This window comes from Spirulina sp. LEGE 11439, from assembly GCF_059821285.1.
In genome coordinates this window covers 51,551-72,954 of the sequence record NZ_JCAMRX010000020.1, presented here as the reverse complement: position 1 = coordinate 72,954, position 21,404 = coordinate 51,551, and the positions used below count along the sequence as shown (strand labels likewise).

Sequence of the window (21,404 nt, the reverse complement as noted above, 5' to 3'; positions counted from 1 at the left end):
GCATTATAGCCCTCTATTATCTCGCGAAAGGCGGTTTTTTCTGATTCGTTAAGAACTTCTCTTTAGATATTTATCTTTTTGCTGGCGATCGCTCTGGGTTCTTTTTGCTGAAATAGTAAAAAAATACTTATTTACGCTTCATCGCGCTTCCCTTTATCCTAGGGAGAATCAACTTGCATTGCAGAAATTTTTCTAATGTTTTGAGAGAGGTAGAGATAAATGGCTTTTGAATATCCTGAAGATCTAAAGTATCTGGACAGCCACGAATACGTGCGCTTGGATGGTGAAATTGCGACGGTAGGGATTACCGCTTTTGCGGTCGATCAATTGGGGGATATTGTCTTTCTGGAATTACCCGAGGTGGGGGATGCGGTGGAATCAAGCGAAAATTTTGGTTCCATTGAATCGGTTAAAGCCGTTGAAGACCTTAGTTCTCCAGTTTCTGGTACGGTTATCGATCGCAATGAACCCCTACTCGATACCCCAGAAGCGATCGCGGAAGATCCTTATGGGGAGGGGTGGTTGCTCAAAATTCGCCTCGATAATCCCGATGAGGAATTAGAAACGATTGACGCAAGCGAATATCGAGCGCAAGTTGAAGGCGACGACGAGTAACTGGCAATGAGCAAAATCAAAATTATCTTTATTATTTTTTATGAGTTATTGCTCATTGATAATTGCTCATTGTTTCTCGTAGGCGGCGACAATTTTTTGTACGAGGGGATGCCGCACGACATCGGCGGCGGAAAGATGACAAAAGGCAATCCCTTCAACATTTTTGAGGATTTTTTTGGCAACAATTAACCCAGAATCGCGATCGCTTGGTAAATCGGTTTGGGTAATATCTCCCGTGACCACCATGCGAGCGCCAAATCCCAACCGGGTTAGTACCATTTTAAGCTGGGCCGGGGTTGCATTTTGTGCCTCGTCAACAATAACAAAGGCATGGCTTAAAGTTCTCCCTCGCATATAAGCAAGCGGGGCAATTTCTATTTTTCCCCGCTCCATTAAGTCAGGAATTTTTGCGGGTTCAATGAATTCGTAAAGAGAATCATAGAGAGGACGCAAAAAAGGATTAACTTTTTGTTGCAAGTCCCCCGGTAAAAAACCGAGTTTTTCCCCAGCTTCTACGGCGGGACGAGTGAGGATGATGCGATCGCATTCATCGTTTAACAGTGCTTTTACCGCCAGCACTGCCGCCAAAAAAGTTTTACCGGTTCCCGCCGGACCGATCCCAAAGGTTATATCGTGAGTTTGAATCGCTTTGACATATTGGCGCTGGCGAAAAGTTTTCGCTCGAATCCCTTCACCTTTGCGAGTAACCGCTAAGACATTTTTTTGTAAATCTTTATATTCGTCCGTTTGTCCCGTATCCACGGCGTGAAATGCCGTTAAAATATCGGGTTGCACGATCGTTTTGCCGTCTTTCCAGTAAGGGGCGAGGGCGTGAAAAACCTGCAAGCACCGTTCAACGGCTTTGGGCGCTCCTGATAGCATCACATCCCGCCCTCGCAGGACTAATTGCACTCCCGTATGGCGCGAGAGGAGTTTGAGATTTTCTTCTCCCGAGCCGGCAAAAGCGATCGCGCTTTCATTACTGGGAAATTGCAGGGTTTCCGTTCTCACTCTGGATTAGATCGCTTGTTACTTTTACCATTCGTCATTGCCTGTTCGACCGTTGATGCGACTATCGCTCGATCGCTTGCGTCGGAAGGAATGACGGCGTGTTGGGGCGGGAGGACGGACGGTATAGGGTTTTTTGAAGCGACGGCGATCGCCGTCGTCGTCGTTATAGCGCGAGCCGTTAGAGTTGTACTCGCGGTTACTTTCGCCGAAAATTTCTAAGCGTGCAGACTGACCTGATGCCTGTGCTGCTGCTTCGAGGGTAGTGCGGATCGCGTCAATATTACGACCGCCGCGACCGAAGACTCGTCCTCCTTGTTCGTCCTCGCCGAAAGCCACGCGAATTAATACTCGTTCATTGCTCCGAGCAACTTCGCAGTGGACGCTAAGAGAGTCTGGTGAATCTAATAAAGGTTTAATTAAAAACCGGACTAACTCTTCATAATTAGGACGATCCGACTGAGAATTGGACTGAGAATTGGACTGAGAATATGTAATTGATTCAGACATCCTTACTTGCAGCATCTTTGAGTTGCTCGAAAACTTGGGCTTTGGTGAGAATATCGCGCACGGTATCGGTGGGTTGAGCGCCGTGTTTGAGTCGCTGCACGATCGCTGGAACGTTCAGGCGAGTCTCATCGGTACGAGGGTTATAAAATCCCAGTTCTTCAAGGGGGCGACCGTCTCGACGGTTGCGGCTATCCATGGCTACAATGCGGTAGCTAACTTCTCTCTTCTTTCCGTATCGCTTTAATCGCAGCTTGATCATCTTAATTTACACTACTTGTCTAGAATTATCTCCTTTCCGATTCTGACACAATCTTTGGTAATGAGCAATGAACAATGAACAATTATCGATGCGAGAAGATTTAGCTTTAATTGCAATACATGCGATCTGAAGTTTGTGGCAAAAGCGATCGCTTTGAGTAATGCGATCGCTTTTCTGATTATTTTGCCAAATTCAAACCCATCGGTAGGGATATCAAGAGAACGACTTGTCGGCTCAAGGTTTCAACTTCTCGGTGAATATCCCGACAAACCGATCGTCAACAATAAATCAAACATTCGTTTTTTCCCGGTCTCCTACCAAAGAAGGATTGAGAAAAAGATGCGATTGGCGTAAAGCATCGAGACGATTATCCAATTGATTGTTTAACGGCAGCAGATCCAAAACCTTCAACTTTTGCAAGCGTTCCTGAGCTTGACCTTTTGCTCCGACAATATAAATCTCCCGCCGTTTTGCGATCGCATCTTTAACCATTGTTTCCACTGCCAAAGAAGCTGTAATCCCCAACAAAGTGACATCGGTAATATCCAGAATCAAAACATCATAGTGCTGGACGATCGACATGCGCCGAGAAATAGATTTTGCTGCGCCAAAACTCATTGGTCCGCCAAGGTGAAACAATAAAATTGCGCCGTTTGCGTCTTTGAGAATCTCTTGTTCTTCTGGCTGTAAGGGAATTTCTCCTTGAGGATCTGTGACAATTTGAACCTTCTCGCTTTGCAATTTACTCAAGCGTTCGATGGTTAAAATATTAGCTACAAAAACTCCAACTGCAACCGCAACAATCAGATCGACAAATACTGTTAATAACATTACGCCATACATAATGGCGGTTGCTTTTTTGGAGACAACATGAGCGCGTTTGAGAAAGCCCCAATCGATAATATCAATCCCGACTTTGATTAAAATTCCAGCTAAAACGGTGTGGGGAATACTTTCTGTTAAATTCCCGGCCCCCAAGACGATCGCCAGCAAAATCAAAGCGTGTACGATGCCCGAAAGAGGTGTTTTTCCGCCTGCCTGCACGTTAATCACCGTCCGCATAGTCGCCCCTGCTCCCGGAAGCCCTCCCAAGAGTCCCGATATTGTATTGCCAATTCCTTGGCCGATTAACTCGCGATCGGAATGATGTTGGGTGCGGGTGATATTATCGGCAACAAGGGAAGTTAAAAGAGAATCGATCGCTCCTAAAACTGCCAACATCAAGCCATAACCGACAATAAAATTGAGTTGTTCCCAATTAAAAACAGGAAAATGCAACTGAGGCAACCCAGAGGGAATATCGCCGATGCGGGGAATATTACTATCGGGAAAAGCAAACACAGAAATGAGAGTACCCACAATCAGCGCCAACAACGGAGAAGGAATGATGCGATTGAGTTTGGCGGGAGATAAAAAGACGATCGCCAGTGTTAATATGCCCAGTCCCGTCGCAATAGGATCGGGATGGATAACTTCTTGAGGAATGGCGCGGAAAGAAGCCACAACACCGGCAACGTTGGGATAACCCAAAAAGGGTGCAACCTCAATAATGATAATAATTGCACCAATTCCGGACATAAATCCGGAAATTACAGTATAGGGCATGAGAGTGATGTACTTTCCCAGTCGCAATACCCCAAAGAGAATTTGAAAGAGTCCTCCTAATATCACAATTGTAAAGGCAGTCGCCAAGCCCGTCTCAGAATTTTGTGAAGCAACCGCCGTGAAAATTGTCGCCATCACGACGGTCATCGGTCCCGTGGGTCCGGAAATTTGCGAGGGAGTCCCCCCGCAAAGCGCTGCAAAAAAGCCTGTTGCGATCGCACCATAGAGTCCTGCGATCGGTCCTGCACCGGAAGAGACTCCAAATGCTAAAGCTAAAGGTAAGGCAACAATGGCAGCCGTTACACCACCAAAAACGTCACCGCGAAGATTTTTAAAGTGTATGCGATTAACAAGTTGCATTGCGGTAATGAGTAAAAGGAAAATTGGTCATTGCAATAAATTTCCGAGTAAGCGATCGCGCATCGATAAGATTTCGTTAAAATCTAACGCTAAATCTTTGGATTTGGCGCGAGATTAAGACTTGAAAGCTGTGGAAATTGAGCCTTTCATCAATCAGTCTTCAGGTCATTGATAATAATATAAGCTGAGCCTGTTCGTCCTTCAAAATAAGAATTGCTCATCAATATATTTTGCTTAAATGTAAAGCTGAGCTTAATCAAAAGCAACAAAAATAAATAAATATTGCAGCGATCGCATTTTTTTCTCAAGAGGTTGTCTTGATACAGGTTTTTATGAGAGAACAAGGTTTTTTTAATTCTCTTGAGATGCGATCGCATCTCAAAGTCACCAAATTTTTGTTAAATCCAAAACAAACCCCCGCAAGACACCCTCTCCCGACAAATGAGAAGGATTTTCCAATCTCTCCACGATTTGTTGAGGACGATAAATTTCCACCCGACGAGACTTGGGATCGATGAGCCAACCTAAACTCATGCCATTGTCCAAATATTCTTGCATTTTACTTTGTAGAGAAACCAAAGTATCGGATTTAGAGGGCAATTCGATCGCAAAGTCTGGACAAATTGGCAGAAAGCCTTCCCGTTGTTTTACCGTTAAAGTCTCCCACTTTTCTCGACACACCCAAGAAGCATCGGGAGAACGATTTGCGCCATTGGGAAGGGTAAATCCTGTAGAAGAATCAAACCCTTCTCCTAATAGGGAATTTGTTTCACACCAACTGGCTAATTGCCCACTTAGTTTAAAATTTTTACGACCCGTTTCGCCATCTGTTGGAGGATTCACAATTAACTCTCCCGTTGCAGTTCTTTCTAGTCTTAATTCTCGGTTATTTAATGCCAATTGGACAAAATCTTCATGGCTGATTTTCAGTGCGATCGCAGGCGGTACGACCAATTGAGGATACTTTTGAGATAGCGTGGACATAATCAATTATTCCTCTTTCATTTCTCGTTCATAGCGAGGACGGCAGGGATTACCAAAAGCAACTTGCGCGGGGGGAATATCGCGATATACGCTACTTCTCGCCCCAATAACAGCATTAGCCCCGATTTTAACCCCCGGTGCAATAAAACAATCTGTCGCCACCCATGCGCCATTACCAATTAAAATAGGTTGGGTTTGTAGAGCAAAAGCGCGATCGCTAAAATCATGACTTCCCGTACACAAATAACATTTTTGCGAGATTGTGCAATGTTCTCCAATCCTAATTTGATCTAAACTGTATAAAACCGCATCATCTCCGATCCAACTGTAATCCCCGATCTCAATTTTCCAAGGATAAGTAAAGCGAGCCGTCGGACGAATAACAACCCCCTTACCAATTTTTGCTCCGAACAAACGTAAAATTGCACCACGAATTCCACTAAAATTGTGTAGTGTCAAAGGAAATGCGATTGCCTGTACAAACCACCATAATAAAATATACCAACTCGGCTTACCGCGATCGTATCCCGATTGGTCATAATATCGCAAATCTGCAAAGGGTTCGGCATCGAGAAAAGAAGATGACTTAGTTTGCTTCATTTGTTTCTAATTGTGTAGCCGTTTTTGTTTTATCTGATGTATTAGCTTGATGTTTTTGATTATCTTTTATCTCATCAGAATTAGCTTGCTTTTTGTTACTAGGCTGACAATTATTAAGTTCATACCATTTAATGCCAATTTGAGATTCATATTGACTAATTAAAATTGCGTAAAAATAACCCGCTCTCCCATCTAAAAATCCTAATTTCAAAAAATAAACAATAATAAAACGCAAAAAAGGTCTGCAAGGAAGCCACACCCAAACTTTTCGGAGAAAGCGCTTTTTTTCTAATGGCGTTCCTCCGAACCATTTGGGTTGAATAATTTTACCCTCATATTGTTCGGGGGATTTTTCATACTCTCCTTGACGAAGATTGTTATAAAATCTTGCTTCCCAATTCGAGTACCTATTATGACGTTCCAGCCATGCAGAAATATTTTTAAAATCTTCATGGAGCATCGGTGCATCGTGAATGAATCCTTCCGTACATCCTGTATCGAGAATGACATGTTCGTGAACTTCATTATCTCCCGTATCGACTCCATCTTTTTCCGTCAATAGGTTTTCGTAGCGACCTTTTTCATGTTTGAAAAGGCGGAGGTTCCAATCGGGATATTTACCACCGTGTTTGATCCATTGATGGAAAAAATAAACTTGACGATTGAGATAGTAACCGTCGTGTTCGGGATTTTCAAGAATTGTTTCAATTTTTTCCCAAAGTGCATCTGTAATTTGTTCGTCACAATCGACAATTAACACCCATTCATTCTGAAATGGTAAGTTTGTTAATGCCCAGTTTTTCTTTTTTGGCCAGCTTCCTCGTTCGTATTTGAATTGAACGATATTTACACCTTGTTCTTGACAAATTTCTACGGTTTTATCAGTACTGTTTGAATCCACAACAAAAATTTCATCTGCTCTGGAAACGCTCCGCAAACAATTAGCAATATTTAATTCCTCGTTTTTAGCGGGAATGAGAACTGAAACAGGAACTTTTGTTATGGTCATTATCTTGATTTTGAGGAAGTGTTAAGAATAGAAAAATAGATCGGAGATGAGCGATCGCTAAACTTCTTCTTTTAGTTTGCCGTGAACCATGACTAATGTTTCGGCAAGATTACTCAGACGATTTTCAAGACTTTGTTTGCTCTTGAGTAATTGGCGTAATTTTTGGTAACGCGCGATCGCAACACTAACACCGGCGACTTGTTCGGGGGGACAAGTTCTTGACCAGAGACGGCCATTCTCATCCAAACCACAGAGGCGATAACCGGGGCGATCGGGTGAGTTAAACCGTTCTAAATCTAGCGAATGGGATGGGGAACTGGGGCGATCGGGAAGGGGAGATTGAGATTCGAGCCAGCCATCCACAATTGGTCCTTCCAGATAAAGATCTTGAATGGAAATCAAAACTCGTTTGAGTTCTTGTTGCCAACCTAGGGTAATTTCCTCGATTTCTTTAAGCAGGTTGGTGGCAAGCGCAGGATTGACACCGTGACGATGAGTGCTGATTTGAGCGGATTGTAGCTTTGGTAGTGTTGTGAGTTGACTTTGGTAAGGTTGGGGAAAAGAGACCCCCCGAGATTGAGCTTGAGGTAATTGAGCTTGAGGTAATTGAGCTTGAGATGGCGGTAATTGAACGGGTTTGGCGAGAGAAAAAGACGGATTGCGAGTTTTGGATTGAAGTGGGAGTTGGGTTCTTCGAGGGCTGTGTAACTCTCGAGGATTTCTGTCGAGTTGAGCTAAAGCGGTTTCGATGCGTTGTAGTTCTGGTCTCATGTTGGATCTCTCGCCACTATTTAACTTGGGCCTGACTGGGGATGGCAATTAAACTGGCTGCTGTCCGCGATCGCCAAGGGAAATTTATTGAGTTTAGGAAATGATTTTTCTTTCCCATCGTAAATTTCTCTGCTCCTATTGTATTGTCTCTTCTTTGCATTCTTCATATTTATTCAGGAAATGTCTAGAAAAAAATTACCCTCACCTCTAATTTTAGCGATCGGGCCGGCCAGTTCAGGCAAAAGCGAATGGGCAGAACGCTTGGCACAAGATTCGGGCAAACCAGTCAGTTATGTGGCGACAGCACGAGAAAATCCTGACGATCCGGAATGGCAGGAGAAGATTTCTCGACACGCTTTACGCCGTCCGAGGACATGGAAAACACTATCTATCCCGGTAGACTTAGCTGCAACCGTTCGCACGATCGCAGAGGGAGATTGTTTTTTAGTCGATTCTTTGGGGACTTGGTTGGCAAATCTTCTCGATCGCGAGGAGGAAGAATGGGAAGTGATGGTTATTGACCTGTTAGACAGTTTGCAACAAGCACGGGGAACGGTCATTTTAGTTGCTGAGGAAACGGGATGGGGTCTGGTTCCTGTTTATCCTCTCGGTCGCACCTTCCGCGATCGCCTTGGCAATTTAACTCGACGCATCGGCGCGATCGCTTCTACTGTCTATCTCATCACGGGAGGATACGCGATCGACTTAACTCAAATCGGAACGCCGATTTCAAATCCATAGAAACGTAAAATTTGTCTCTACAATTCGCCTCAATTAACGTCGTAAAAGTAAATCCTGTCCGTGGGTATCGGTGCCACAAGTATTCAATAAACCGTAGCGATCGCTTAATGCTTTAACTTGCTGGGTTTGTTGGGGGGATGGTTGCCACGGATTAACATGACGATAGGCGTAGTAAGTTTCAACGCCGTCGATCCCCGCGTCTGCTGCTGTGGGGATCAGTTGGGCTGCAGGACGACGATATCGTTCTGGGTGGGCAAGAACGGCTAATCCTCCGGCTTGGTGAATGGCTTCAATGACGCGATCGGCTTGGGCGGCTTGGCCTTTGGGGGCAAATCCTTCTAAATAGGAGTTTAATGCCGGACAATCGGGATCGAAGGCATAGCCGAGAATATGAACTTCCGTTGCCAGTAATCTTGAAGTGATCTCAACTCCCGTCCACAGTTGGGGCATTTCTCCCCATTGCCCCATTTCCGCCAAACACCACCGCGCAACGCGATAGCCGTTAACGGTATGGTGATCGGTGATTGCCAAACCTTTGAGACCGATGGCAACCGCTTGTTCGATAACTTCCTTCGGGTGCAATTGTCCGTCAGAACAAAAGGTGTGCATATGGAAGTTATAGTGACGGGGACAGCTATCTGGCTGAATTTTTGCCCAAACTTTTTTGAGCGATCGCTCGTCTTGGGGGGTTTGCTCGATTAATGCCGAGGCCATTTGGGTTGCCATCATGGATTTTAGAAAATTCGATTGACGATTCAGAAAAAATCGCGTTTGTCAAAAAATTGATAAATTTCTTAACGTTTCTCTAGTTTAACAAAATTGCCAAATTGAGAAGGTGTCGTAATACGCTTCTCTTGCTTTACTATTGCCGAATTCTTAAATCAAAGCGAGCCGGGGTCGGCGATCGCGCTCTTGTATGATTAAAACTTATTATATTAATGCAAAAGTCTCATAAATTGATCCTTTTTGCAACTTTAACTACACAAAAGTTTTTAAATTGCCGATTACCGTAAGGTTTGGCCGTCTTTTTGCAGTTCGCTCGAAATTTGTCAACAACAATTATGCAAAACCGCATTTTCCGTTTTCTCGGTTCGATTCAATTTGCCGTTCCTTTATTGAGTGCGATCGCCATTATTCTCATTGGAGCAACGTTTTACGAGTCGCAAGTGGGTTCGGCGACGGTACAGCAGGAAATCTATAAAAGTCCGTGGTTTGGGGGGTTAATGTTCCTGCTCGCGTTGAATTTGGGTGTTTCTGCCCTGAGTCGCTATCCGTGGCGAGGAGCGCGTAAAATCGGTTTTGCCTTGACTCATCTCGGTCTCATTGTCATTATTGCGGGTTCGGCAGCAGTGATTCATTTGGGGGCGGAAGGGATGTTACCCTTACGAACGGATTTAGCGGCGAATAATCAAGTTCGGGTTCAAGGGGATTTACTCGAAGTTGCCAATAGAGAGGGAGAGGTCCAACAAGCTGGGATTTTTGTGAAAGCAGATGGTTCGATTTCACCTCAATCTTTTGCAGGTCTTTCGCTATTAGGATATACGGACAATGCGGTACAAACTGTCAGTTTTACTAAAGGGGGAACAGTAGAAAATCCGGCAGTGCGACTGAGTTTGCATAGCGATCGCATGGGACAAACTTTAGAACGATGGTTGGCTATTGCGCCGCTTCCTTACCGTAAAATTGCCTTGGGTCCGGCAGATTTAGAGATTATACAAGTCGATAATTCATCAGAATTAGAAGCGTTATTAACGACTCCAGCCCAAGGAAATAATAAGCCTTTGGGGACGGTAAAAATTGTTGTGAATGCAGTCGAAATTGCTCTGGATGTGGAGTCATATTTACAGCGAGAAGTGGGTATCGATGACAATTTACGAGTTCGCTTTGTGGATTTTTTTCCCGATTTTAAATTAGATGGCAACAGACAAGCGACCAGTGTTTCGGAACGTTTAAATAATCCTGCACTCCAGCTAGAAATTAGCAGCGATCGCGGAGTCGAACAATGGTTTGTTTTCGGTCGCGATTTCCCTCCCGTGCGTTCTCTTGTTTCTGGGGAGTCTTTAACCGGAATTCGCGTTAATTATACGTTACCTCCCCAGCAATCTGAAGATTATTTTCGAGTTATTCTTGATAAAGAAGATAAGTTATACTTTGCGGCAAAATCTTCTCGCGAATTTAAATCTGGAGAACTGGCGATCGCACAGTCTATTACTCCCGGTTGGGCAGATTTTCAAATTACTTTAGAAGAATATATTCCCGATGCTCAATTACAACGAGAAACAGTTCCTGTTCCCGATACCAATGGAACTGGAAATCCGGCGTTATTAATCGCAACCAAGTCAGGAACAAAAGCATGGTTATCTTGGGGGCAACCCACAGCAATTAATGACTCCAATAGGGAAATATTTGCGGCATTTAGTCCCAAATTATTACAATTACCTTTTGCCGTGAAACTCGAAGATTTTATTGTAGACAGAAATGAGGGTTCAGAATCTGTCGCCATGTGGACGAGTAAAATTCGCATTGATGATGCTCATCAAGGCATTTCTGCACATCGCAAAGTCTGGATGAATCATCCAACTTGGTATCAAGGTTGGAAGATTGCCCAAGCGTCATGGAATCCGGGAGATTTGCAACAGTCTACCTTACAAGTGAAGCGAGAGCCTGCTTGGGTTACGGGACTGACTTGGAGTGGATCTGGGCTAGTTGTTTTGGGTATTTTTACGATGTTTTACGGTCGCGGTTTAGTGAAAAATGCTTTAGATATGACCCACAAACAATAAGAGATAAAGTGTGTAAGTTTTTCTCTGTTAAAAGTGAAAAAAGCCCTCGGAATTTCCTGTAGACCGGTAAAGGGTCAAACAGAAAATACTGTTGGATTAACTTGTAAATTCCGCATGACGATAATGACCAGCCAAATATTCCAAACAATGAGTGTCATACTGGTTGTTATGGCTGCACCAACCGTTCCCCAAAGTGGAATAAAAATGGCATTTAAACCCAAATTGGCAAAGGCTATAATTGCAGAGACAACCATCAGTTGGTTTTGATAGCCCGTGACTGATAGTAAGTTTCCTACAGAGCCACTGAAAGCATTAATCAATTGTCCAAAGACTAAGATTTTCAACTCTAAATCTGTGGCCTGAAATTCAGAACCAAATAAACCCAAAATGTCTCGAGCAAACATTACTAAAAGAAGAGCGATGATTGTCGAAGACCAGAAAATCCATTGGGTTACATTCGCGAGCAAATCTTGCAAACCTTGACGATCGCCTCGTGCGTGGAGAATAGCGAAAGCTGGTGCAACAACAAGATTAACAGCTTCCAACACAAAACTTGCCCATAATGCTGTTTTAGCTATAGGGCTATAGAGACCCACGGCTTCTGTTCCCACCAATGCACCTAACATGAGAATATCAGTTTGGGTTTGGAGCGATCGCAAGGACTGAAATAATAACAAAGGGATGGCAACTTTCAACCACTCGGGCAGCCTATAGCTTACTTTCTCGGAGGGAATCTCGCGATCGAATTTACACCAAAGTAGTCCTGCTTGTATGAGAAGCACCGAGAATAAGGCGATCGCAGCGATGCGAATCATGATTGAGCTAGGGAGAGAGTTGTGCTGAGAAAACAGCCAAAATCCGCCGGCGATCGCCAAAAGCGGATAAATTACTTTGGTGGGAACATAGGCAAAAATGAGATTTTCAGCCCCTCGTCCCATATCTTCTTGGAGTAAGACTAATGCTTGCAGGGGAATGAGCCAAATTCCAGCGATCGCAAGGGGAATTGTTGGCAAAATATGGTAGCGATCGCACCAGAGAATAACTCCCGTCGCGATCGAACAGAAAAGGCAACTGATAACAATAATTGCTTGCCAACTCCTCAAGACAATTCCTCGCAAAAGTCCCCATTCTTGTTGAACTCGATATGCAGAAATAAAGCGAATTATCGCGCGAGGTAAACCTAAACTCGCTGGGACTGCTAAAAACAGAGACCAAGTTATGGTGTATTCATAAGCTCCATATTCGGTTTTTCCCATCCATCTCGTTAAACAAATTTGAAGCAAATAGACCAGAATAATCCCTAAAAATTTTAGGATTAGAGCAAGAATACTGTTTTTTGCCAAGATGTTGAGTTGAAGGCTTTCATCGGTGCGATCGAGTAAAATTGGCTTCATAACCTTTTACCTGAATCCAATATTAGGAGTACAAGAAATCACATTGAATGGAGGAAAAATACGGATTATTAATTACGATATTTATCATCAAGAAAGGATGTATTTGCAAATTTGGGAAGCAGCCCAATGGGTCGATTGGGCTGCTTCCGAATCTCCGTCTCTTTAGAATGGGGAGGGCCAAAAAGAAAGAAAATTGAGGTGAGGCAAAGATATCTTCCTTACCTCAATCAGAAACTTATGTTGGATTATGTCAACGTAGAAGTTACTTGATAAACAACATTTCTTGATAAGTGGGCAGCGGCCAGAAACGATCGGCAATTTCACCTTCCAATGCGTCAGCATATTGGCGCACATCATTCATGAGAGGACAAAGATTATTTGCACAATACTGCATCTTCTCTTCAGTTGAAGCAAAATCATGCTTTGCCATCATAGCGCTCAATTTTGCGATCGCTGCCACCATCGAATTCGTCAGATCCGCCACTTTCTTAGCACTCTCTTTTTCGAGATCGATACCCAAACCCGTCAAACTGGCGATCGTCGAGGACAGCTTCGCTAAATACTCGATCGCTGCTGGATAAATGATAGTTTTAGCCATGCTCGCCACCAACTTAGCTTCTACTTCAATGGAGAGAATATACTGCTCTGCATAAACTTCAAAACGGCTTTCCAACTCAACAGGCGTTAAAACCCCAGTTTTTTGGAACAAGTCTTCTACATATTCAGCTTTAAGTGCGGGTAAGGCATCGGCGGTGGTCGGCAAATTGGCTAAACCTCGCTCCTCAACCGCCATTTTGTGCCATTCTTCAGAGTAGCCATTGCCACCGAAAATAACGGCACCATGCGCTTCCATGACTTCTTTCAACACGGTTAGGATTGCCGTATTGAGTTCCATTCCTTGGGATAATTCGTTTTCTAAATGGTTGCCGATCCAATCTAAAGAATCTGCCAGCATGGTATTGAGAACGACTAAGGGACCCGATACCGACTGGCTCGAGCCGACTGCTCGGAATTCAAAGCGATTTCCCGTGAACGCAAAAGGAGAAGTTCGGTTGCGATCGCCGGCATCTTTGGTCAGATGGGGCAGCACGTCAACCCCGAGATCCATGACCCCTTTTTTCTTGGAGTCGCTGACACTTCCGGTTTTAATTTGCTCGAAAACTTCTTCGAGTTGGGAGCCTAAATAAACGGACATGATAGCAGGAGGGGCTTCATTTGCACCCAATCGGTGATCGTTGCTGGCCGTTGCGATCGCCGCCCGCATCAGGGGACCGTACTTGTGAACCCCGCGAATGACCGCACCGCAAAAAACGAGAAATTGAGCATTGTCGTGAGGAGAATCTCCGGGATCGAGTAAATTCCCTTGGGTGGAATTCCCCACAGACCAGTTCACGTGCTTGCCAGAACCATTAATTCCAGCAAAAGGTTTTTCATGGAGCAAGCACATAAACCCGTGTTTTTTAGCGGTATGGCGCAGGACAGTCATGATCAATTGTTGATGATCGCTGGCCACATTTGCCGCTTCAAAATAGGGAGCAATTTCAAATTGACCGGGGGCGACCTCGTTATGTCGGGTTTTCGCTGGAATACCGAGTTTATAGAGGGTTTCTTCCACGTCCTGCATGAACACTTGCACCCGTTCAGGAATCGCACCAAAGTAATGATCGTCGAATTCCTGACCCTTGGCCGGTGCTTTACCAAATAGAGTACGCCCGGCTAAAAGGAGATCGGGACGTTGGCTGGCGAAGTTAGTATCGACTAAAAAATATTCTTGTTCTGCACCACAGCTAGAATTGACATGAGCAACATCAGTATTGCCTAAAAGTTTTAAAACTCTGTTGGCGGCTTTATCCATTGCTGCAATGGAGCGCAGGAGAGGAACTTTTTTATCGAGGGCTTCTCCGGTCCAAGAGACAAACACCGTGGGGATACACAATGTAGCCCCATTATCGGTTTCCATAATATAGGCGGGACTGGTGACATCCCAACCGGTATATCCTCGCGCTTCAAAAGTATCTCGGATGCCACCATTGGGGAAGGAAGAGCCATCCGGTTCTCCTTGCGCTAACACCTTGCCGGAAAATTCGGAAATAACATTACCATCTCCTTGTACGGAGATAAAGCCATCGTGTTTTTCTGCGGTCAGGTTGGTCATCGGGTAGAATACGTGGGCATAGTAGAGCGCCCCTTTGGACATGGCCCAATCTCGCATTGCCGTCGCAACGGCATCGGCAATGGAGGGGTCGAGTTTTTTACCGGTGATAATTGTTCTTTTAATCGATTTAAAAACAGCTTTGGGAAGCGTAGCCTGCATTTTACCAAGGTTAAAGACATTTTCTGCCCAGATTGTTTCTAGAGATTTTGGGGCTTTAGGGGGCATCGAGTCTCGATTGGCAATTTGATAAATTGCTTGGGTGCGGGCTGTATTTAGACTCATCGTTTTCTGCGGTATTTAAGGTCGTCCCACAATATCTAAATGCAGATCCTGAAAACGGCTACAAAATATACCAAAATCCAAATTTCTTAAGGATATGCCTCGGACTCGGTTTGGGAAAGTTGGCTGTAGCACAGTTTTTTGGGCAATGCGATCGCATTGCCCAATTTTTCATCAATTAATCTGAAAATTATTATTTATTGATGAAGTATTGCGATCGACAGTTAAACGCAATACTTCATTCAGATCGTGAAATCGGGTTAGCCCCTAATGGTCTGGTTAGACTCATTCTCTAAGCCGAACGCGAGTTTCCCCATTGCGAATTGATATTATCCACCCAACCCTTCAACAACAGGATGGAAGAAAAAGGCAAATCCTAAAATGGTATAAGTCGCTAATAACAATCCACCTTCGAGCCAATTGGATTTTCCGTCAGAACTGACCGAATTGGCAACTAAAACGGCAATCATAACCGCAACTAACTCAAAAGGATTAAAATTCAAATCCATCGGCTGCCCGATAAACCAACCCGCAATGACCAATACTGGGGCGACAAAGAGGGCTATTTGCAAACTAGAACCCATGGCCACGGAAACTGATAAATCCATTTTGTCTTTCATGGCAACCGTCACCGCCGTAGCGTGTTCGGCCGCATTGCCAATAATTGGTAAAAGAATGACCCCGGTAAAGAGTGCCGTCAACCCTAATACAGAAGTTGCTTCTTCGAGAGAATCAACTAAAAATTCCGATTCGAGAGCCACTAAGAGAGTAACAACAAATAACACGCCAATCCACAACAAAATATTAGGGGGTTCGTGTTCTTCTTCTCCTTCTTCGTCGGATTCAAACTCGGCAACACCAACATCGTAAAGATAGGCGTGGGTTTTCATAGAAAAGAATAATGTCAGGGCGTAAACCAACACTAAAACCACCGCTACCGCAATAGAAAGGGTTTGCAACAATGATTCCTCAATGCCTGAAGAAGTATACTGTACGGCGGTGGGAACGAGTAAAGAAATGACCGCCAAGTTCATGACCGAAGCATTCATACGGGCGGCGGTGGGTTGAAAGTCTTGTTCTTTAAAGCGCAACCCTCCAAGTAGCATGGAAAAGCCCATGACGAGGAGAAGGTTACTGATAATCGAACCGGTTATTGTTGCCTTGACCACTTCAATTAAGCCACTGTTGAGGGCAACCAGCGCAATAATTAATTCTGTGGCGTTGCCAAAAGTGGCATTTAATAAACCTCCCAAATTGGGTCCGACTACGATGGCAATTTCCTCGGTAGCTGTTCCCATTAGCGCCGCGAGGGGTATGATTCCCAGACCTGCCGTAATAAAGGTTGTTGCCGATCCCCAGCCCATAAAATGTGCAGCCACGGAAATGGGGATAAAAATTAATAAACTGTAAAGAATTTTGCTCATGTTTTCGAGAGGTATGCAATCCAAACTAGCCTCTAGGATAAGGGATATTTTTTCAATTGGTAATCGGTAATCGGTCATGGGCAATGGAGAAGCGGATTGGCAGGGATTGTAAATATAAAATCACAAAATTTAATACAACTTTTTTTAAAGTTGAGCCGTTCTTCCCCAATTATCTTAATTTGCTGTTAAGTTCCTTAACAAAATTGATAATTTATCTTAAAATTACGATTCAATAGAGGATGGTTAAATCGCTTAAAATTCCTGTTAATTTAATAAAGTTTTAAGGATTTCAAGAGATTGAGAATGAATTTTCTTGGTTTTTAATTCTGTTTGTTGTCATTACCTCAGTTCATCCTAGATTTCCTTGTTTGTTCCTATTGGGAGAAATTCATGCCTCAAGCCCAGACACAAAGCCACACTACCACTCAAGCGATCGCTGGCAATTCAACCGTTTCTATAACCCACCGCGTCCCAGCTACTGGAGTTTGCGTCACAGTTCACGGTCATTTCTATCAACCCCCCCGGGAAAATCCTTATCTCGATGCGATCGAACGTCAACCCAGTGCTTATCCCTGTCACGATTGGAATGAACGCATCCTCTACGAATGCTATCGCCCCAATGTTTTTTCCCGCATTCTCAACGAACGAGGAGAAGTCGTTAGCATTGTCAATAACTTCGAGTACATGAGTTTTAATGTGGGGCCGACCTTGATGTCATGGTTGAAACGCCACGATCGCGAGGTTTACCAAGGCATTATCGCTGCCGATCGCCAGAGTGGAGAACGCCTCAACGGTCACGGCAATGCGATCGCTCAAGCCTACAATCATATTATTCTGCCCCTTGCTAACGAACGAGACAAATACACCCAAGTTCGCTGGGGAAAAGCGGATTTTCGCTCTCATTTTGGTCGCGATCCCGAGGGGATGTGGCTGGCAGAAACGGCAGTAGACTATCCTACCCTGAAAGTATTGGTAGATGAGGGCATTCGCTTCATTATCCTTGCCCCTTCCCAAGCGGAACAATGTCGCCCCCTCCCCACGGAGGAGAACGCCGATCCCGACTGGTTGGCCGTGGGGGGATCTCAGATCGATCCCACCCGTCCTTATCGCTGTTTCCTCGAAGATGGTCGTTTTATTGACATCTTTTTCTATGACGGTCCCATTTCTCGGGATATGGGGTTTGATGAGGTTTTGAATAGTGCGGATAATTTTGCCGGACGCTTGGGACAAGCCGTGCGCCGTCCTTCTCAACTCATTTGCGTGGCGACGGATGGGGAAACCTTCGGCCATCACAAAGGCGGAACAGAAAAATGCTTGTCTTATTCCTTCGTTCAAGAGTTTCCCAACCGAGGTTGGACGGTGACGAATTTTGCCCATTACCTCGAGGAGAATGCCCCAGAGTGGGAAGTGGTGTTAAAACCCGTCACGGCTTGGAGTTGCGCCCACGGAGTCGATCGCTGGCAGGATGACTGCGGCTGCGGTGGGGGTGGGTTGTGGAATCAGAAATGGCGGCGACCCTTGCGAGAGAGTTTGAATTGGCTGCGCGATCGCCTCGGGGAGATTTACGAGACCTACGGGGGCAAATTTTTCAGCGAGCCTTGGGTGGCACGGGATGAGTACATTCAACTGATTCACGATCGCTCCCCCGAGAATACGATTAATTTCCTCTTCCGCAATCAAAATCATCCCCTCGAACCGGGAGAACAGGTCGATTCCCTGCGATTATTGGAGATGCAGCGCCAATCTTTACTCATGTTCACCAGTTGTGGTTGGTTCTTTGACGAACTTTCGCGACCAGAAGGGGTACAAATTCTCCGTTATGCCGCCCGGGCGATCGAATTGGCGGGGGATATTGCTGGGGTGCAATTAGAAGCAGAATTCCGCGATCGCTTGCAGGAAGCTCCCAGTAATGTAGAAATTTTCGAGAATGGTGCCGTTGTTTACGATAAGTTAGTAGTTTCTGCCCGTATTACTTTTGAGCGAGTGGCGGCACATTATGCAATCACTTCACTTTTCAAACACTATCAAAGCGAAGATCGGGTCTACTGTTACGAAGCCACGCAACTCGACTACCACCGCCAACAAATCGGGGCGTTAACCCTTGCCGTGGGACAGTTGCGTTTAATCTCGGAAATTACGCGGGAAAGCCAAGAGTTTATCTTTGCCGTACTGCATTTTGGCGGTTGGGATTTCCATTGTTGCATTCAGCCTTTTATCGGACGTTTGGCTTATTCGCAAATTAAGGATAAGTTGTTTGTTGCTCTCAATGATGCCAGTGTGGCGAAAACGCTCTTTGCTATGACCCGAGTGTTCGGCGATCGCGTCTTCGATCTCGAGACCCTCTTTGCGGAAGAACGTCAGTGGATTGTCCAACAGGTGGCCAATAAGAGCAAGGGAAACCTAGAACGGCTGTTTTCACAGGCATATCGGGATAATTATAGTCTCCTGCAAGCCTTTTATCGCGAAGAGTTGCCGGTTCCTCAAGAGTTGAAAGTCTCGGCGGAAATTGCCCTTTCTCATCGTTGTTTGCAAGCATTAGGAAAATTGGAGCAAGCCCGAGAAAGCGATCGCAAGGATATGTATCTAACGGAATTAGAAGCGATCGCGACGGAAGCGGAAAATATGCGTTGTCGTTTGAATCTTCCTGATGCCAAGCAGCTTTTAGAAGCGTTAATCATGCGGGATTGTCTGGCATTATTAGGGGAAGCCAATGCCGAGACAGTGCAAGAGGACAGCCAGCAAATTTCCCGCACGATCCAGTTAGGCGATCGCTTGCAAGTGGGTTTATCGTTGGATCGGGTACAGGAATATTATTTCCGATGTCTGCATGGGGATATTTTGCCGCAATGCGTTGTGGTTGAAGGAGACACAGTATCTTGTCCTTGGGATATTGTTAATGTTCCGATTTTATTAGATTTGGGTCGGCAACTCGCCGTTGATGTCAGTCAATGGGTGCGATCGTAATCGATTGAGTCACTCTCTAGGATTGGGTGCGTTACGCTAGGGTAACGCACCCTTTTTTTGGTTATATCGAGCTTGGTCAGATGGTACAAACCCCCGCTAGATCGACATCCCAAACCTTATCTCTCGAACTGCCCGAGGCGATCGCATTATTCGTTACTCACGACCAGTTTGCGGCGATCGCTGCTGCTAACCGAGATTTAAGACTAGAAAGAACTGCTAAAGGAGAATTAATTGTGAATCCACCCACAGGCTGGGAAACCGGAAAACGCAACTGGAATATTTCAGGGGAGTTATATTTGTGGTGGCGTAATTCTGGAGAACCCGGGGAAGCCTTTGACTCCTCTACTGGCTTCATTTTACCTAATGGTGCGATTCGTTCTCCCGATGCGTCTTGGGTGAGTCAAGAGCGTTGGGAATCGCTTATTTCGGACCGAGGAGGAGCATTTGCCCAACTTTGCCCGGATTTTGTGGTGGAGTTGCGATCGGGTTCCGATCGCCTTGAACTCTTGCAAGCCAAGATGAGAGAATATCTGGAGAATGGTGCGGTGCTGGGTTGGCTCATCGATCCGCAAAATCGACGGGTCGAAATTTATCGATCGCGATCGCCTGTAGAAATATTAGAAAATCCCACGGAGTTATCGGGAGAGGAAATATTATCCAATTTTCTGCTGAATTTGCGTCAGGTTTGGGGTTGAATGTCAACTAAATCGCAAAAATTTCCGATACGGCGATCTCAAGATCGGGAAAAGCTAAAGGAAAAACTGTTTCAGATGCCGAAAATTCAATTCTTTGCTGATATTCTCCCGACTCGGGAGAACGAAATACAATGAGCTTGCGATTTATGATATCTACAATCCAATATTCTGAGATTGTTTCTGCTGCATAAAGTTGCTTTTTCATAGAAAGATCGCGGTTTCGCGTTGCCTTGGAAACTTCTATTAATAGCTCGATATCTTCTGGAAAAGGATGGTGTTCGATATACTGCGATCGCGGCAATCGTGCTATAACAATATCTGGTTCGGGTTCGGAATTTGACAGGGTAATCGGTTTGCTTTCGCGAACATAGGCGCGTTCTGATAGGGAGCGATCGAGCTTTTTAACCAGATTTTCTGCAAAATAAACGTGTTCCGTTTCTTCTGGCGGCATTTCAACAATAAGTCCTGCAATTAATTCGACTCGACGATCGCACAGAAGACCTGCTTCAATAGCACGATGATATTCTTCTAGAGTAAAATGAGCAATTTCTGAAACGGCAATTGCCATATTTTTTCTCCTCATAACACAACTTTAGGCGATCGCAAACCAAGTCGATTCGGCTTGTCATTTTATTTTTATAGTGTAACACTTCAGCAATGGGCGTAATTGTCTATTTGAGAGAATCTTTCTGATTGTCGATCCGTCAGGGATTGAAAATCCCTGCCTCATACGAAAAATCCATTAAAATGGATTACAATTGCAAAATTCTACCTCATCAAATTGACGGGTGCAGTCCTCTTGAGAGGACTTTTTATATGAGACGGTGAATTTGATTCCCCGGCGGATCTCGCCTAGCGATCGCGGGTCTATTGGAGAGAATCTTTCTGATTGTTGAGCCGTCAGGGATTGAAAATCCCTGCCTCATACGAAAAATCCATTAAAATGGATTACAATTGCAAAATTCTACCTCATCAAATTGACGGGTGCAGTCCTCTTGAGAGGACTTTTTATATGAGACGGTGAATTTGATTCCCCGGCGGATCTCGCCTAGCGATCGCGGGTCTATTGGAGAGAATCTTTCTGATTGTTGAGCCGTCAGGGATTGAAAATCCCTGCCTCATACGAAAAATCCATTAAAATGGATTACAATTGCAAAATTCTACCTCATCAAATTGACGGGTGCAGTCCTCTTGAGAGGACTTTTTATATGAGACGGTGAATTTGATTCCCCGGCGGATCTCGCCTAG

19 protein-coding genes are annotated in these 21,404 nt (G+C 44.8%); 5 read left to right on the top strand and 14 right to left on the bottom strand.

Annotated features, from left to right (window positions below):
• Positions 1–219: 219 nt before the first annotated feature.
• The gene (gene gcvH / locus AC6RV6_RS14935; protein ID WP_500241660.1) at positions 220–615 is read left to right on the top strand and encodes a glycine cleavage system protein GcvH; all 396 of its coding nucleotides are present in this window, start codon (positions 220–222) and stop codon (positions 613–615) included.
• A gap of 66 nt (positions 616–681) precedes the next feature.
• On the opposite strand, the gene AC6RV6_RS14930 is transcribed toward gcvH, so the two are convergent.
• The 9 genes from AC6RV6_RS14930 to AC6RV6_RS14890 all read right to left on the bottom strand — a co-directional run bounded on the left by AC6RV6_RS14930 (position 682) and on the right by AC6RV6_RS14890 (position 7,881).
• Positions 682–1,626 (bottom strand): PhoH family protein, encoded by a 945-nt coding sequence (locus AC6RV6_RS14930; RefSeq protein ID WP_500241659.1) that lies wholly within the window; start codon positions 1,624–1,626, stop codon positions 682–684.
• 24 nt (positions 1,627–1,650) lie between these two features.
• Positions 1,651–2,133: a KH domain-containing protein gene (locus AC6RV6_RS14925; RefSeq protein WP_500241658.1), complete on the bottom strand. Its 483-nt coding sequence runs from the start codon at positions 2,131–2,133 to the stop codon at positions 1,651–1,653.
• Positions 2,126–2,392, bottom strand: a complete 267-nt coding sequence (gene rpsP / locus AC6RV6_RS14920; RefSeq protein ID WP_500241657.1) for a 30S ribosomal protein S16 — start codon at positions 2,390–2,392, stop codon at positions 2,126–2,128. Before rpsP ends, AC6RV6_RS14925 begins: the two co-directional genes overlap by 8 nt.
• Positions 2,393–2,680: 288 nt before the next feature.
• Positions 2,681–4,357: a SulP family inorganic anion transporter gene (locus tag AC6RV6_RS14915; RefSeq protein ID WP_500241656.1), complete on the bottom strand. Its 1,677-nt coding sequence runs from the start codon at positions 4,355–4,357 to the stop codon at positions 2,681–2,683.
• Positions 4,358–4,741: 384 nt separating this feature from the next.
• Positions 4,742–5,341 (bottom strand): Uma2 family endonuclease, encoded by a 600-nt coding sequence (locus AC6RV6_RS14910; RefSeq protein WP_500241655.1) that lies wholly within the window; start codon positions 5,339–5,341, stop codon positions 4,742–4,744.
• Positions 5,342–5,347: 6 nt separating this feature from the next.
• Complete coding sequence (hpsU, locus tag AC6RV6_RS14905; protein WP_500241654.1) at positions 5,348–5,941, bottom strand: hormogonium polysaccharide biosynthesis acetyltransferase HpsU; 594 nt, start codon at positions 5,939–5,941, stop codon at positions 5,348–5,350.
• Positions 5,928–6,950, bottom strand: coding sequence for a glycosyltransferase family 2 protein (locus AC6RV6_RS14900; RefSeq protein WP_500241653.1), 1,023 nt, complete (start codon positions 6,948–6,950; stop codon positions 5,928–5,930). Before AC6RV6_RS14900 ends, hpsU begins: the two co-directional genes overlap by 14 nt.
• Positions 6,951–7,007: 57 nt before the next feature.
• The gene (locus tag AC6RV6_RS14895) at positions 7,008–7,721 is read right to left on the bottom strand and encodes a hypothetical protein (protein ID WP_500241652.1); all 714 of its coding nucleotides are present in this window, start codon (positions 7,719–7,721) and stop codon (positions 7,008–7,010) included.
• Between the two features lie 16 nt (positions 7,722–7,737).
• Positions 7,738–7,881 (bottom strand): hypothetical protein, encoded by a 144-nt coding sequence (locus tag AC6RV6_RS14890; protein ID WP_500241651.1) that lies wholly within the window; start codon positions 7,879–7,881, stop codon positions 7,738–7,740.
• Positions 7,882–7,901: 20 nt separating this feature from the next.
• On the opposite strand from AC6RV6_RS14890, the gene cobU reads away from it, so the two are divergent.
• Positions 7,902–8,462: a bifunctional adenosylcobinamide kinase/adenosylcobinamide-phosphate guanylyltransferase gene (gene cobU, locus AC6RV6_RS14885; RefSeq protein WP_500241650.1), complete on the top strand. Its 561-nt coding sequence runs from the start codon at positions 7,902–7,904 to the stop codon at positions 8,460–8,462.
• 33 nt (positions 8,463–8,495) lie between these two features.
• Here the strand turns inward: cobU and AC6RV6_RS14880 are convergent, their stop codons facing one another.
• Positions 8,496–9,188 carry a PHP domain-containing protein gene (locus tag AC6RV6_RS14880; RefSeq protein ID WP_500241679.1) on the bottom strand — a complete coding sequence of 231 codons (693 nt, stop codon included), beginning with the start codon at positions 9,186–9,188 and terminating at the stop codon, positions 8,496–8,498.
• A gap of 335 nt (positions 9,189–9,523) precedes the next feature.
• Between AC6RV6_RS14880 and AC6RV6_RS14875 the strand changes: the two genes are divergently transcribed.
• Positions 9,524–11,245: a cytochrome c biogenesis ResB family protein gene (locus tag AC6RV6_RS14875; protein WP_500241649.1), complete on the top strand. Its 1,722-nt coding sequence runs from the start codon at positions 9,524–9,526 to the stop codon at positions 11,243–11,245.
• 74 nt (positions 11,246–11,319) lie between these two features.
• Here AC6RV6_RS14875 and AC6RV6_RS14870 read toward each other — a convergent pair whose 3' ends face one another.
• From AC6RV6_RS14870 to cax, 3 genes are all read right to left on the bottom strand, one after another.
• Complete coding sequence (locus tag AC6RV6_RS14870) at positions 11,320–12,639, bottom strand: oligosaccharide flippase family protein (protein ID WP_500241648.1); 1,320 nt, start codon at positions 12,637–12,639, stop codon at positions 11,320–11,322.
• A 262-nt stretch (positions 12,640–12,901) separates the two neighbouring features.
• Positions 12,902–15,076: a glutamine synthetase III family protein gene (locus AC6RV6_RS14865; RefSeq protein WP_500241647.1), complete on the bottom strand. Its 2,175-nt coding sequence runs from the start codon at positions 15,074–15,076 to the stop codon at positions 12,902–12,904.
• A 326-nt stretch (positions 15,077–15,402) separates the two neighbouring features.
• On the bottom strand, positions 15,403–16,497 hold the full coding sequence (cax, locus tag AC6RV6_RS14860; RefSeq protein ID WP_500241646.1) for a calcium/proton exchanger: 1,095 nt from the start codon (positions 16,495–16,497) through the stop codon (positions 15,403–15,405).
• A 390-nt stretch (positions 16,498–16,887) separates the two neighbouring features.
• Here cax and AC6RV6_RS14855 point away from each other — a divergent pair, with 390 nt between their 5' ends.
• Together AC6RV6_RS14855 and AC6RV6_RS14850 are read left to right on the top strand one after the other, a co-directional pair.
• Positions 16,888–19,461 (top strand): DUF3536 domain-containing protein, encoded by a 2,574-nt coding sequence (locus tag AC6RV6_RS14855; protein ID WP_500241645.1) that lies wholly within the window; start codon positions 16,888–16,890, stop codon positions 19,459–19,461.
• Positions 19,462–19,541: 80 nt separating this feature from the next.
• Positions 19,542–20,156: a Uma2 family endonuclease gene (locus AC6RV6_RS14850; RefSeq protein ID WP_500241644.1), complete on the top strand. Its 615-nt coding sequence runs from the start codon at positions 19,542–19,544 to the stop codon at positions 20,154–20,156.
• A 7-nt stretch (positions 20,157–20,163) separates the two neighbouring features.
• Here the strand turns inward: AC6RV6_RS14850 and AC6RV6_RS14845 are convergent, their stop codons facing one another.
• Entirely contained in the window at positions 20,164–20,724 is a 561-nt protein-coding gene (locus tag AC6RV6_RS14845; protein WP_500241643.1) for a Uma2 family endonuclease, read from the bottom strand.
• Positions 20,725–21,404 lie beyond the last annotated feature (680 nt).

What these genes read in the sequence shown, in the direction of transcription:
- rpsP (WP_500241657.1), bottom strand. Translation starts at nt 2,392, where the DNA reads ATGATCAAGCTGCGATTAAAGCGATACGGAAAGAAGAGAGAAGTTAGC.
- AC6RV6_RS14870 (WP_500241648.1), bottom strand. Translation starts at nt 12,639, where the DNA reads ATGAAGCCAATTTTACTCGATCGCACCGATGAAAGCCTTCAACTCAAC.
- AC6RV6_RS14895 (WP_500241652.1), bottom strand. Translation starts at nt 7,721, where the DNA reads ATGAGACCAGAACTACAACGCATCGAAACCGCTTTAGCTCAACTCGAC.
- AC6RV6_RS14910 (WP_500241655.1), bottom strand. Translation starts at nt 5,341, where the DNA reads ATGTCCACGCTATCTCAAAAGTATCCTCAATTGGTCGTACCGCCTGCG.
- cax (WP_500241646.1), bottom strand. Translation starts at nt 16,497, where the DNA reads ATGAGCAAAATTCTTTACAGTTTATTAATTTTTATCCCCATTTCCGTG.
- AC6RV6_RS14925 (WP_500241658.1), bottom strand. Translation starts at nt 2,133, where the DNA reads ATGTCTGAATCAATTACATATTCTCAGTCCAATTCTCAGTCCAATTCT.
- hpsU (WP_500241654.1), bottom strand. Translation starts at nt 5,941, where the DNA reads ATGAAGCAAACTAAGTCATCTTCTTTTCTCGATGCCGAACCCTTTGCA.
- AC6RV6_RS14880 (WP_500241679.1), bottom strand. Translation starts at nt 9,188, where the DNA reads ATGGCAACCCAAATGGCCTCGGCATTAATCGAGCAAACCCCCCAAGAC.
- AC6RV6_RS14850 (WP_500241644.1), top strand. Translation starts at nt 19,542, where the DNA reads ATGGTACAAACCCCCGCTAGATCGACATCCCAAACCTTATCTCTCGAA.
- AC6RV6_RS14855 (WP_500241645.1), top strand. Translation starts at nt 16,888, where the DNA reads ATGCCTCAAGCCCAGACACAAAGCCACACTACCACTCAAGCGATCGCT.
- AC6RV6_RS14900 (WP_500241653.1), bottom strand. Translation starts at nt 6,950, where the DNA reads ATGACCATAACAAAAGTTCCTGTTTCAGTTCTCATTCCCGCTAAAAAC.
- AC6RV6_RS14865 (WP_500241647.1), bottom strand. Translation starts at nt 15,076, where the DNA reads ATGAGTCTAAATACAGCCCGCACCCAAGCAATTTATCAAATTGCCAAT.
- AC6RV6_RS14875 (WP_500241649.1), top strand. Translation starts at nt 9,524, where the DNA reads ATGCAAAACCGCATTTTCCGTTTTCTCGGTTCGATTCAATTTGCCGTT.
- AC6RV6_RS14845 (WP_500241643.1), bottom strand. Translation starts at nt 20,724, where the DNA reads ATGGCAATTGCCGTTTCAGAAATTGCTCATTTTACTCTAGAAGAATAT.
- AC6RV6_RS14890 (WP_500241651.1), bottom strand. Translation starts at nt 7,881, where the DNA reads ATGCAAAGAAGAGACAATACAATAGGAGCAGAGAAATTTACGATGGGA.
- AC6RV6_RS14915 (WP_500241656.1), bottom strand. Translation starts at nt 4,357, where the DNA reads ATGCAACTTGTTAATCGCATACACTTTAAAAATCTTCGCGGTGACGTT.
- gcvH (WP_500241660.1), top strand. Translation starts at nt 220, where the DNA reads ATGGCTTTTGAATATCCTGAAGATCTAAAGTATCTGGACAGCCACGAA.
- cobU (WP_500241650.1), top strand. Translation starts at nt 7,902, where the DNA reads ATGTCTAGAAAAAAATTACCCTCACCTCTAATTTTAGCGATCGGGCCG.